This is a genomic window from Ignavibacteriota bacterium (genome assembly GCA_016713565.1).
Taxonomy (GTDB): Bacteria; Bacteroidota; Ignavibacteria; order Ignavibacteriales; family Melioribacteraceae.
Genome location: JADJOX010000007.1, coordinates 1,357,411 through 1,372,224 on the forward strand (window position 1 = coordinate 1,357,411; position 14,814 = coordinate 1,372,224).

The window sequence follows — 14,814 nt, forward strand, 5'->3', positions numbered from 1 at the left end:
TTTTCACTCAAATCTAAAAAGTTCTTTTTTATTCAAATTATTCTCTCTACCATTCGGATGGCAATTATAACATGCGCTACTATTATAAGAATAGCCGCTTTGACCGCGATGTTTATTATTCATATCTGTTTGGTTATGTTCATGACAATCAATACATGAAAAAATCGAATAATCGTTTGAATTTTTATGACAATCAGAACATACATTCCACTCTTCTTTATGTTTGCCCGAATAAATTGGAAAATACTGACCATCATGATCAAAGGTTGCTGGCCTCCAAGCAACTTGTGAATGGCAATCTTCACAAGCAAATCCGAATCCGGAACTTGAATGAACAGGATTTGCGGTAGAGTTATAAGCACTGCTATGGCATCCATAACAATTATTTGGTGTATTCGTATAATTTCCATTATGACAACTTGCACAATTATTCGAAATATTAGAATGCGCACCTTCTAAAACGTAGAAATCATTGTGGATTAAAAATGATGCGGGCTGCCAATCGGGATTGGTTGTGTGGCAATCTGCACAATTTGTAGAAAGTCCCAATTGAGTATGACTTGGATTACTTGAATTATTGAATGCACCTATATGACAATCAAAGCAATTTGTTGTCGTACCCGTATATCCGGTTGAATGACAACTGCTGCAATTTGTATTTGTATGAGCGCCTGTAAGTACAAAATTAGTTTTGTTATGATCAAATGATGTTTCGTTCCAATTTGATGTGTTGTGGCAATCTTGACAAGTTTTAGGGTAATTTTGCTGTACATGTCCGGGAGCTGATGAATAATTATCAGCATGGCAAGTATAACATTCTGCGGATGCGTTTGAGGTATTTACTGAATGACAGTTTGAGCATGTTGATATATTATGTCCGCCAACTAATTCAAAACCTGTTGTTGAGTGATTAAAAGTTGAAGGTTTCCATGCTGATGTTGAGTGACAATCTTCGCATGTTGTAGAAATCCCGACTTGAGAATGATTCGGTTCAAGTGAATTATTAAAATTATTTTGATGACAACTAATGCATTCTTTAGACGTATTTGTATACCCCGATTGATGACAACTACTGCAATTTGCATTTATGTGAGCGCCTGTTAAAACAAAATTAGTTTTGTTATGATCAAATGATGTTTCGTTCCAGTTCGATGTGTTGTGGCAATCTTGACAAGTTTTAGGGTAATTCTGCTGTACATGTCCGGGAGCCGATGAATAATTATCAGCATGACAAGTATAGCATTCAGCAGATGCGTTTGAGGTATTTACTGAATGACAATTTGAACATGTTGAAATATTATGCCCGCCAACTAATTCAAAACCTGTTGTTGAGTGATTAAAAGTTGAAGGCTTCCATGCTGATGTTGAGTGACATTCTTCACACGTTATAGAAATTCCTACTTGAGTATGATTAGGCTCAAGTGAATTATTAAAATTATTTTGATGGCAACTAATGCATTCTTTAGACGTATTTGTATACCCCGATTGATGACAATCAGAACAATCTTGATTAATATGTGCACCGGTTAAAGGAAATTCCGATATTGAATGATTAAACGCTCCTTCTTGACTGCCTGTTGGATGACAAGCATAACAATCCGCGCTTAAGTATTGATATCCTTGAATTCCACTATGCTCTTCGTCCATTTTCGATTTTTCATGTTCGTGGCAGTTGATACATTCAAATATTTGAAAATTTGATGTATTCATGTGACAATCCGAGCATTCATTCCATTGATTATTGTGTTTTCCCGAATAAATTGGAAAAAATTGATTATCATGATCAAATGTTGCCGGCTGCCATGAACTTTGCGAATGACATGTTTCACAGTCAGTACCAAATCCCGCAGACTGATGATTTGGGTTGGATGTATTATTATAATTATCCAAATGACATCCTACGCAAGTATTTTTTGTATTTATATAATCTCCCGAGTGACATGAAAAGCAATCATTTGAAATGCTGATATGCGCGCCTTCAAATAAATAAAAATCATTATGAACCGGAAAAGCTGCCGGCTGCCAATCAGGATTGGATGTGTGACATTGTTCGCAATTTTGTTCTAAGCCTAATTGTTGATGGTTAGGATTTATTGAATTTTGAAAATCCGTTAAGTGACATGATTTACATTCTGTAGAAGTTCCTTGATAACCTGCTGAATGACAATCAATACACTGTGTTGAAGTATGAGCTCCGATTAAAGGAAAATTTGTTGCCGCATGATTAAATCCACCTTCTTTATTTCCAGTAGGATGACATGAAAAACATGCTGTACTCTGATATACATAACCATTAACTCCGCTATGTTCATCGTTCATAGAGTTTTGATTATGTTCATGACAATTTATGCATTCAAATACTTGAAAATTAGAACTGTTAGTATGACAATCGGCACATTTATTCCATTCGCCTTTATGTTCACCGGAATATATTGGGAAGAACTGATTATCGTGATCAAAAGTAGAAGGATTCCAAGCTTTAGTATTATGGCATGATTCACAATCGGTTCCAAATCCTGCTGATTGATGAACCGGATCTGCCGCTGAATTATAATCTGTTTTATGACAATCATAACATTGATCCGATGTGTTGGCAAATCCTGAAGTATGACATTTTGAACAATCATTTTCAATTGTTTTATGCATTCCATCCAATACAAAAAACTTATCATGATCTTTGAATGATGCAGGCTGCCAATTTGGATTCGTAGAATGACATTCAGTACAATTTGTTGAAAAGCCGGATGACGAATGATTGGGATTTGTAGTTGAATTATAATCTTTCTGATGGCAACTGAAACATTCCTGAGTCAATCCTTCAAATGTATTTGCTGAATGACAATCAAAGCAATTACTAATTTTATGTCCGCCTACTAATGGAAAAAAATCATGTGAAACATTTCCCTTTTTCCATTCAATATCGCTTACTTGATGGCAATCTTCACATTCACGCGAAAAACCTGCTTCAATATGGTTGGGTGAAACCGTCGATTCATAATCTTTCAAATGACAGTCAATACATTGTGTGCCTATTACGTTAAACATTAATTTGTCAATTGACGTATGACATTCACCGCACTCTTCCATTTTATGAGCTCCAAGCAAAGGAAATCTGCTTAACTCATGAATTTCAGTAATGTTTGACACCACCCAGGAATTTGAAGTATGGCATTGCTCACAATTTTGTTCAACGGTATTTTGGTGAATATTTAAGTGACAATCAAAACAATTACTTTTTGTTTCTGAAAATTTTAAAGTATTATGGCATGATTGGCAATCTAATATTTTATGTCTGCCAATTAATTCAAAATTAGTTTTATTGTGATCAAATTTTATTTTTTTTAAGTCAACCTTCCAGCTATTTGTTGTATGACATACTTCGCAATTAAAATCGAATTTCTCTCCATGAGGAGATTGTGCAATTATTATTGATGTTAAAATTAATGTTAGAATCAAGAATGACAATCTACGCATCTAAAATCCTTTAATTTGTAATTTATAAATGCAATGTCATTTTTAATTACTTGTTTATGACATTTATTGCAGCTAACATTTTTATGAGCGCCTTCTAGCGAAAAATTTGTTTTGGCGTGATCAAACAAAACTGGTTTCCAATTTTCAGATGTGTGGCAATTTTCACAAAGTACTTTTTCATTTATAACGAACTGCCCTTGATGAATATCATTATGACATTCCGTACAATTTGTTTCTAACTCTATAAATCTTTGTTTAACGTTGTTATTTTCATCAGTTTTAAAATGGCAATCGCGGCATGTTGCGGTTTTATGTTTTCCATTCAATTCAAATTCGGTTGTACTATGGTCAAATTCTATAGAATCCCATGAAATGGTTGTATGGCAAAATTCACATTTATTTTTGTCAAAATAAATATCAGAAATCTCATCCCCGTGAACATTGGAATGACATGTTATACATTTACTACCGGTAATTATAAAGTGCCAATTATCATTTTTATAGTGACAAGAATAACATGGTGTGGCTAAATGCGAATTTGCAAGTTTAAATTCTGTTTTGTTGTGCATTTCGGTTGTAAAAAGAGAAGGTGAAAATCCGGCTTCGGAATGACATACTTTGCAGTCTGTTTGAATATTGTTTTTTATAAACTCTCCCTTATGATAATCTTCATGACATTCGTAGCATTTGGAAAACTTTAATTTCTTGGTCAAGTTTTCTTTGTGGCAATTTTCGCATTTTACATTTTGATGCCGGCCTACTAACGGAAAATCTGTTTTGGAATGATCAAATTTGTTACCGATGTTTACATCATTAAATGAATTTGTATTGTGACATTTTTTACAGTCATTGCCAAATTTACCTTGATGAAAATCATTGTGACAAGATTTGCAGCTTGCGAATTCAACATTTGCAAATTTTTGAAATAGTTTATTATTTTTTGTTTCTTTTGCATGACATTGTTCACAGCCTACATTTTTATGTTTTCCGGTTAAATCAAATTTAGTGTTTGAATGCAAGAAATTTACAGCCGGTTTAAACTTATTTTCATTGTGACATTTTAAACAGTTATCACCTAATGAATTTTGATGAAAATCTTCGTGACAATTACTGCATTTTACTTTTAACCCAAGAAATGTTTTTTTCTTTCTTTTAAGTTTTTTATCTGTTATAAATTCTGGTTTATGACATTTACCGCATTCTAAATTTTTATGACTCTCTTTTAATTCAAAACCGGCGTCATTATGATTGAATTTATCTTCATCAAATTTTATTATTTTAAAATTTCTTCCAAAATGATCACTATGACAATTCCAGCAATTTTTTGAAGCGACATTTTTATTAGAATGATATCCTTTATTTTGATTTATTAAATCTGAAATTTCTGTATGGCATCCGAGGCATTTAGCTTTTGAAACCTGTTTACCCAAATCATGGCATTTAGTGCAATTACTCATGCCTTCTAAATTTGCATGGACTTCGGATAATTCACCTGGAGATATTTGAGCTGAATTAGATATATAAAAAAGTAAAAAAAAGAATAATGTATTTGAGACTAATGTTTTAATACAGTTTCTCCATATTTCTTGGTTATCTTAATTCCAATTTTTTCTAAAAATTTATTCGGCAGTTCACCTCCGGCAAAAATGTAAACTAAATCATTAGGAATGGGAATTATTTTTTCATTATTTAGTTTTAATTTTACATCATGGTTACTAATTTCTACAAGGTTGGATTCATATATTACATTGATCTTTTTACTTTTTATTGCCAAATTTATTTTTTCCAAATTCAGTGGTTTTAACCTGTTGAAAACTGCGGAGCGATACGAAAGAGTAACTTGATTTGATCCGTCTTCGGAAAGCAAAAGAGCCGATTCAACAGCAGTATCGCCTCCTCCAATAATTAATACTTTTTGGTTGTTAATTAATTCAGGTTCTAGTAATCTGTAAGCAACTTTCTCAAGATTTTCACCTTTAACACCTAATTTTTTTGGTGAACCTCTTCTACCTATTGAAAGTAAAACCTTCGAACATTTATAATTGTCATGATTTGTAATTACTTCAAAATAATTTTGATAAGCTAGAATTTCTAGAACCTTTTCATTTTCATTAATTGAAATATGATTTTTTTCCAAAATATCTTTCCAAAGTTCGAGTAATTCCGATTTTGAGGTCTCAAATAATTTTACTTTACCGTGTAAGGGTAAATTCATTGGTTTTGTCATTATAATTTTAGATCTTGGAAAACTAAAAACAGTACCGCCCAAACTATCTTGTTCAAGTGTTAAAAATTTAAGTTTGTTGTTCGCCGCTGTTAGTGAAGCCGAAATACCAGCCGGTCCTGCCCCAACAATTATTACATCATATTTTACATCATTTTGCTTCGGAAGAGTTTTAATAATATTTTCCATTGCTTTTGAACCCTGTTCAACTGCATTTTTTATTAAACCCATTCCGCCTAATTCGCCTGCAATGTAAATTCCTTTAATATTGGTTTCATAATTTTGACTTACATGAGGAAGTTCGACACCGCGTTTTTCTGTACCCATAACTAATGAAATTGCTTCAACCGGACATGCATGAAAACATGCGCCATGTCCTACACATTGAGAAGCATTTATCAATTTTCCTCTTCCATGTACAATACCCAAGATATCTTTTTCCGGACAAGCAGCTACACATGCTCCGCTTCCAATGCAAATATCTTCATTTATTACAGGATGTAATGAAATTGGTTCATGGAAACCAAATTCTTTTGCTTTTTCAATTTTAAGTTTATTTATTTTGGTTTGTTTTTTATGACTTCTAAGATAGGCGAATAAAACTATTCCTATTAACAGAATAACAATTACTGATGATAACAAATACTCAATTATTACTTCCAAACCCTTTCCCGCAGTAATTAATTCAAAAAGGATAATATATCAATTAATATGCCAATAAATTTTATTTAATTTATTTATTAAAAATCTATTTTTACATTATTACTGTTAAATTACCTGTAATTTATACATCTTGTACTATTATTTAAAAAATCCAACGATACCCAAATGCAACCGTAACAATAATATGAATAAACATAATGATAAGCATTATTAATGCAAATGGTAAGTGAGCAACATGCCAATATTTAAATAAACTTTGCATCATGCGTAAATAATGAATTTTATTAGAAATTGAAATTTTTTCTTTAGTTGTTTTTATTATTTCTTTTCTTTGATATTTAGAAATGTTGTTTTGTTTTAATTCATTTATAATCAATTTTATTTTTTTCTTATTTTCAAAATAATTTGGAATAATTGATAATAGAAGATTTCCAAAAGATGCTTTGCCCTGCTGTTCTATCTTCGAAAAATTTGTAATTTTTTCCAATGTTGTATTTAATAAGTTATAGTCAGTAGCCAATTTAATGGTCAAATTGTCATTCATAACATTAATTTGCTGAATGTTCATCTCATTTCCTTCAATAGTTCTGGGTATTCTAACATAAATAAATCTTCCGATTACACCACTTAAAAATACGGCAACCATACTCCAAAAACTTACGGAAACAATTCCTCCAAACTTAAATGCAGTATGAAATAATATTAAAATTGGTCCGACGGTACATAAAAATATATGTAATTCAAGCCAATGTTTTAATATTCCCAGATGAACAAAAGTCCTTACTCTTTTTCTTATCATATATATTAAAACGCCGAAAATCATCAGAACTGAACCAATGATACCGAATCCATGTCCCAAAGCACCGCTTGGTTTTAATAGATTGTGCTGCGGCGAAAAGAATTTTTCATCAATTGGCATAAAATAATAACTGAATCCATTGTAAAAAAGCAAGAAAAATACCGAAATTGTTACAATCGAAAAAAGTCCAATATAGAGAGCATGCTGAAGTTTTGTCAAGCTAATACCTAAAAATAATTTAGACTGTAAAGCTATTTTAAACTAAGTAAAAATCTAAAAAAAACCAAAGGTCAAAAAATAATCCATGGCTATTATTAACCATAATTGTAAATATGATTTTTTAAATTGTGACACAAATCAAGCAATGTATCATTATAAAACAGAATTTTTTTATAGTGTATATTTTTATAACGGTTGTGTTTGCAACTATAATTTTTGCTAATTAAACATATTCATTATTTGCGCTATTTTATCAACTTTTTCAGTTAACAAATTTTGATATTTTAACTTTTAATAAAAGATGTAAAAATTACCGATTTTTTCATTTTACGGCATAATATTTGAAAGACATGAAATGTTAGCAAATATTAGATATTAATCTATATTTAATAAATTTTACCCGCTACCGATAATTATTTAATCTTTCACGTTTGAGGACGAGGAAATGCAAAACAATATAACTTCTGCACTTAGGAGTAATGAATTATTTAAAAATACCAATATTTCAAATATTACTCTCGAAGATTTTAATTTTAAAATTATAAACTTAGAAGAAGGCGAAGTACTTTTCAAAAACGGTGATCCTTCTACTTCAATTTTTTTGATTTTGGAAGGGGAAATCAATCTCCTCAAAAAACACAGCTTTTCTAAAACATCGACTTCCATCCTTTCGGCAAATGAATTTTTTGGGCAGGATGAATTCTTTTCAAACTCAAAAAGAAAATCAACATCATTGGCAATTAAGGATTCGAAAATCGCAGAAATCAGCAAAGATAATCTTGATCTTTTACTCGTACAATATAATTCGATTATAACAAATCTTAAAGATTCTATGAGTGATATGGATGAACGAATTCTTGAAAACCTCGAAAATCTGCTAAAAGAAGCAAATTCAAAATACATGGAAAGTCAGAAAAAAGCTCCAATTTTTGATCTTTCTCAAAAAAACAATGATGATTTAGTTTCATTTAATGAAATTAAGCAAAAAGAAAAAGTTATTGGTGAGTTGAATAATAGAATTTTACGGTATAACGATTTAATAAGAAAAAAGGAAGAGCAAATAACTGAACTTTTCGACAGGGTAGATGAATATCAAATTTCCAACAAACAATTGAATTCAGTTATAGATAATCAAAACGAACAATTGTCACGGTTATTGGAATCCGAAAAATCATACAAAAATCAACTTTCTGAATTAAACAACAAAATTTCAAAACTTGAAATTGGAATTGCTGAATTAGAAAAGATTAAAAAAGATGAGGAGTCTAATAATCAAGCAAAGATTGAGCTTGAAAGCAATAAAAAGGAACTTGAGAAGCTGATTTCAAACGAAAAACATTTGACTGAAAAACTCAGTAATGCAAATAATGAAGTTGAGAATCTTAAAATTCAATTAGAAAATTTAAAAAATTCTTCTAAGGAATCTGAAAAAGATGATAAGATGTATGAAGTTGAAATTAATAGATTAAAGTCAGAAATTTCCTCTTTGCGCGAAAAAGAAAAAGAATTCAATAAACTTAAAGAAGATTATGAAAACAACAAAATTGAAATTTTAACACTAAAAGATGCGCTGAATAATTCAAACGAGGAAATTCTTCGCTTTGAAAGCAAAATTAACTTAAGTAAACAGATCGAAGCAGATTTGATTTCAAATAATACAAAACTTGAAAATGAACTTCATTCGCTGCAAAATAAAATAATTTCAAATGAAAATGAACTTGACGAATTAATTTTCTACAAGAAGAATTTCAAAAATTTGGAAGAAGAAAAAAATGCAACAATAGGATTATTAAACCAAAGGATTTCCGAGAATGAAACAAAGTACTCCGATTTTGAAAGACTTCTTAAAATAAAACAAAGTAAAATTGAAGAACAGTCCTATGAGCTGCAGAAGATCAAAATGGAGTTTACTAATTTAAATTCGGCTGATAAATTCAAAAGTGAACTAATTGGTGAACAATCATACAAACTGGCTTTACTTCAGGAAAATAATAAAAATGCAGAAGCTGAATTAATAATATATAAAGATACAATATCTAATTATAATTCAGAAATTCAGAAAATCAAAAGTCAATTTGAAGAAGCATTAATTAATCAAAAATCTTTGGAAAATTCAAATTATGAGATTCGTGCAAAATTAGAGTTAAAAAACGATGAAATTTTAAAACTAAATGAAGACAAAAAATCACTTATAGTTTCTGAATCTAATAAAAATGAACTGATAAATAAACAATCTGTTCAAATAGAAGAACTTAAGGCAAAAGAAAATTATTTTAAAGAAGCTGAAATAAAGAAACACGCAACAATTGAGCGCCAGCTAAATCAGTTAAAGGAAAATGAAAACATTATATTTGAATCAAAAGCTTTAATAGATAGACTTTCCGGCGAAAATGAAATAAATAAGAACAAAATCAGCGAACTTTCAATACAACTTGAAAAGTTATCTAAAGAATTAAGCGAAAGAAATTCCAAAATATCAGTTTTAGAAAATGAACTGCTGCACAATAATTTTACTCTTGATGCCGTTAAAAAATCAAATAATGAATTAAATTCGGAATTAATAAAACTCAACGGAATTGTTTCTGGAAAAGATCAGCTTATTTCTGAGAAAGAAAACATAATAAAGGATGTTGAATCTTATAAATTAAATTTAGAGCATATAGCTAAAGAAAAAGACGAAATAATTATTAAACAAAGTCATAATTTAGCTGAAAAAGAACATCAAGTTTTTCGATTAGAGAAAAACATTGAATCACAGAATGAAAAAGCTAATGAATTATTAAAAAATTTAAATGCGGCTAATTCACAAATCAAGAATTTTGAAAATGCAATAAACGCTCTGTCAAATCAATTGAGCGAAAAGGATGAAATTATTGATTCTAAATCGCAGATAATAGATTCTCTTAATTTACAGTTAAATGAAAACAGTAATAAAATTGAAGAAAATTTACTGCAAATAGAAAAATTAGAAAATAAGATTATTGATTTCAATAATGAAATCACTTCATTTAGAGTTAAAGAAGATGAATTGAAAATTGCAATAAAACAGAATTTTGATACAATTACAGAGCAAAATTTAAATATTTCAAAACTTCAAGAAATCAAACGTGAAAATGAAAAATTAAATTCCGAATTATCTCAGCAAGTTTCAAATAATAAGGAGACAATATCTGAATTAAACGATAAATTATTTGAAACTGAAAATAAATTAACCGAAAGCAGAAATACTTCAGAAGATTTAAACAGAATAATTTCTGAAAATAATGAAAAAATAATTGAACTGAATAAAATCAATTCGGAATTGAGTTCCAGTATTAAAGAAAATGAATTGATCTCCGCTAAATTACGTGCAAATGAAATTCAATTGAATTCTATTTTAAAACAAAAAGATGAAGAATTTAATAGTCTAAAAAATGATTTTGAGAAATCTCAGCTTTCACTTTCAGAAATTACCGGACAATATGAAAAATCTGACTCAATAATCAAGAAGCTTGAAAATGATATTTTAGAAAGAGCAAAATCTGAACAGCGTTTATTACAGCAGCTTGAACAGAAAGATCAAAAATTAGAAGAACTTAATATAAATTTAAGCAGTAAAGAACAAGAAATTGAAAAGCTGAATTTTGAAATTTCCAATTTTGACAATTCTCTGGATTCGTTCAGAAATACTATTTTGGACAAAGAAAATCAAATTGCAGAACTTAATGGTAAAGTACAAGAAATTAAGAATTTAAATAATGAAAAAGATTTACAAATCTCTAAACTTAATTCAGAGGTTAAACTAAGAGATAATACAATTACCGAAATAAGCAATGATTTGGAAGCCAAGCTTGACACAATTGAGCTTCTAAATAAAACTATTTATCAAAAAGATGAATATCTAAATTCAGAAATAAATAAAAAAATTGAAGAAATTAGTGAACTTAAACTTCAGTTAAAGGATCTAAACAAATCTAATTTGGAACAAAAAGAAGCGTTTGAACTTCTTTCAAAATCATTTAGTTCGCTTCAAATTAGTGAAGAGCTGGAAAAAGAAAAGGTTGCTGATCTTAATCTTAAAATAATTGAATTATCCGACGATAAGAGAAATCTTGAAGAATTATTAAAAGATTCCGGGTCAGAAAATAACCATTTAAGAAAACAAATTTCTAATCTTAACGATTGTATAAAGAATAGAGAAAATACTATTATCGAGCTGAATTCAAATCTAAAAATTGAAAGAACCGAAATTGAGCGAAGATTAGCCGACAAAATACATTTGGCAGAAGAATTACAAAAATCGGTCCTATTCTTAGAAGAACAACTTGAAATATTGCAAAAAGGTCATAATGAAGTTTCACAGGTTTTGGAATCTGAAATTAAAAATAATTTGAATGAAATAGAAAAACTTAACAAAAATGAAATTGATCTAAAGGATTCTTTAAACAAAAAGGAAAGTGAAATTAATATACTTTTAATGGACGTTGAATCTAAGACCAAAGAAATAAATAATTATAAATATCAAATTGAAGAAAAATCCAATATTGTAGATTCCTTGACGTATGAGGTAAATGAAGCTAAAAATTTAGTCAGTCAAAAAGTTTCTGTCGAAAATGAACTAAAAAATCAAATTCAAAGTTTGAACTATGAAGTTAATGAGTTAAAAGCTCTAATTGAAGAAAAATCCAACATTGTGGATTCTTTAACCAATGAAGTAAATGAAGCTAAAAATTTAGTTAGTCAGAAAGACTCTGTTGAAAATGAACTGAAAAATCAAATTCAAAATTTGAACGAGAAGAATATTTTAATTAATAATCAGATTGAAGAAAAAACAAGGCAAATTGAAAACCTTAACTATGAATCTGAAAATGTAAATTCTATAATTTCACAAAAAGATAGTTTAATTAAAGAATATGAACAAAATATTTCTGCAATGAATATTCTTGAAAATTCATTAAAATTCCAAATTACTGATCTAAGCGACAGTATTGCAAACCTAAAGTCTGAAATATCAAACAAAGAAGACGTAATTTCAAAAATCTCTTCTGATAAAAACAATTTAAATACTTTACTGGCTGAAAAGGACGGCTTGATTAAAGAATTTGAGCAAAATCTGCAACAAAGGAATGGAGAAGAAGATAATTTACGTATTAACATAGAAAGTCTTCAAAAGAATATTGAAGTATTAAATTCCGATTTAGCGGATAAAGACAAGCAAATTGAACAATTTTCAGAAATTGAAAATCATTTCAAATCAAATTTAGAAAACAAATTAAAGGAAATTCAATATCTTAATTCTGAAATTGAAACACTTAATATTGATTTAAAAGCTTACCAAAATCAAATTTCATCAAAATATTATGAATCAAAGAACCTAATATCTGAAATAGAAAGTCATAAAGTTAAAGTACGAGAAGCCGAGCGCAAAAATTTACTTTTTGAAAATCAAATTTCAGAATTAAACGAGAAATTTGTAAAATTGGAAAATAGCTCAAACGAAAGCAAAAATCATCTTAATGAATTAAACTTAACGATTGAAAATTTTAAAAACTCAATTAATGAAAAGGATGCATTAATTGATTCAAACAATAAATTTATTGAAGAGCAAAATCATCAAATTTCAAATCTTTCTGCTAGATTGCAGACTCAAGAATTAAATGATCAAAAAGTAGAATCCATTTCAAAGAAAATAGAGAATTTAACCTTAGAGCTTTCGATTAAAGCAGAAGAAAACAATTTAATTGTTCAGGAAAATAAAGAACTTAAAAACAAAATTGCTGACCTGCAAAATTTATATGAAACTTACCAAGCCAATGAAAATGATAATGATACCCGTGTTAAAGAAATATCGAATGAGGTAGATGATTTGAAGCAGCAGCTGGAAAATACCAGATCAATTTTAGATTCAAGGAATTCAGAATTTGAACAATTAAATTATAAGATTAATGAATTAAATTCATTACAAAATATTGAAAGTGAAACCAGGGAGTCTTTTGAAAATAAAATCAGAGAACTGGAAGACTTAAAAGCAAATCTTGAAATGGAGATTGAAAACAAAAATGAAATAATTGCAGATCTGCAGTTGAAAAATAGTTTCCCGCAAAATCAGAACGGAGAAGATCATTCACAGGAAATTGAAGAACTTAAACAAGAACTGGAAAAATATTCATTTGTAAAAGAAAATTTTAACACATTGATTGAAGAGAAAAATTCTGTAATTGATGAACAGGGAAAGCGCTTAACACAAGTAAAATTAGAAAGAACCGAAAGAGAAATAGAGTTTATTAAATTAAAAGAACAACTTGAAGACCTAAAAAATCAAATTGAAAAATTGAATGAAGCAAAAAATCATTTTAAGAGCGAAGCAAGCAAAAAATCGGAAGAATTGCAATTATTGGAAAAAAGGTTGGAAGTTTTTAATAATAGCTCATTTGATAAAGACGCAGTGGAAGAAAGGCTTAATTCAATTATAGAGAACCAAGTTGAAAAAATTGCCGAACTCAGCAATAGAATTCACGATCTTGAAAATAAAAATTTGCAGGAGCCGGAAAAACCGAAAGCAAATATAGCAAACGAAAATCGCCAGATATTTATAGAAACAAAAATTGAACATGAACTAAATAAAAATCAAACAACTGAAGATCATTTTGAAAGCTTTATTGAAGATATAAAAGAAGAAAAACCCGCATTTTCATTTGGAAATTTAAATGAAGAAAAAGATGATATAATCGATTTTGAGTCAACTGAAAACAATAGCATAATTGATGATGAGATTATTTTAGAAAACGAAAAGAAAGCAGCCAAAAACGATCTTTTTTCCGCTGATCTAATAAAATCGGAAATTGATTTACCGAATTACTCACAATTCTCTCATCTGCTTTATGGAGATGTTAGCGTTGTAACGTTAAATATTCCACGAGCAACAATGGAAATAGCCGCAAAATTTAAAGACTATTTATCGTCATTGTTTAAAAGTAATAATTCCAAAATAGTAATTGATCTAGCGGAATGCGAATTTGTAGATTCAACAGTTCTCGGTGTAATGGTAAGTTCACTTAAAAAAGCAATGAGTCTTGGCGGCGATTTAAGAATTGTCTGGGGAGATAATACTGAATCATCAATGTTTTACATAACAAGAATGGATAAAGTATTTAAACTTTATGATAATTTGGAAAGCGCAATACAAAGTTATTTAGCATAATTTTTCTCGAACTCATATAAAATCCCAAAGTGCCGGTAAATCCGGCATTTTTATTTTAAATGCATCTTATCTCTCATTTAGATGATTCGTTCAATTTGATTAATTAAATCTTCCTTTAGAAAAAATACTATAATTATCTATAAAGATATCGCATCTTAATAATATTTTCAGATTAAAAATTTCATCAAATATTAATTGTGTAGCAAAATTTTACATATCTTATTTTTTTATTGACTTTCGCTAAAATTTCCTAAT

Annotated in this window: 5 protein-coding genes; 1 reads left to right on the forward strand and 4 read right to left on the reverse strand. The window is 29.1% G+C overall.

Annotated features, from left to right (window positions below; all coding sequences use genetic code 11):
* Window positions 1-3: 3 nt before the first annotated feature.
* The 4 genes from IPK06_13330 to IPK06_13345 all read right to left on the reverse strand — a co-directional run bounded on the left by IPK06_13330 (window position 4) and on the right by IPK06_13345 (window position 7,337).
* Window positions 4-3,474 carry a hypothetical protein gene (locus tag IPK06_13330; GenBank protein ID MBK7980955.1) on the reverse strand — a complete coding sequence of 1,157 codons (3,471 nt, stop codon included), beginning with the start codon at window positions 3,472-3,474 and terminating at the stop codon, window positions 4-6.
* Window positions 3,453-4,994 carry a cytochrome C gene (locus IPK06_13335; protein MBK7980956.1) on the reverse strand — a complete coding sequence of 514 codons (1,542 nt, stop codon included), beginning with the start codon at window positions 4,992-4,994 and terminating at the stop codon, window positions 3,453-3,455. The genes IPK06_13330 and IPK06_13335 overlap by 22 nt, the downstream gene beginning before the upstream one ends.
* 35 nt (window positions 4,995-5,029) lie before the next feature.
* On the reverse strand, window positions 5,030-6,361 hold the full coding sequence (locus tag IPK06_13340; GenBank protein MBK7980957.1) for an NAD(P)-binding domain-containing protein: 1,332 nt from the start codon (window positions 6,359-6,361) through the stop codon (window positions 5,030-5,032).
* A 142-nt stretch (window positions 6,362-6,503) separates the two neighbouring features.
* Window positions 6,504-7,337: a hypothetical protein gene (locus IPK06_13345; protein ID MBK7980958.1), complete on the reverse strand. Its 834-nt coding sequence runs from the start codon at window positions 7,335-7,337 to the stop codon at window positions 6,504-6,506.
* 487 nt (window positions 7,338-7,824) lie between these two features.
* Here IPK06_13345 and IPK06_13350 point away from each other — a divergent pair, with 487 nt between their 5' ends.
* The gene (locus IPK06_13350; protein MBK7980959.1) at window positions 7,825-14,559 is read left to right on the forward strand and encodes a cyclic nucleotide-binding domain-containing protein; all 6,735 of its coding nucleotides are present in this window, start codon (window positions 7,825-7,827) and stop codon (window positions 14,557-14,559) included.
* The last annotated feature ends 255 nt before the right edge of the window (window positions 14,560-14,814 follow it).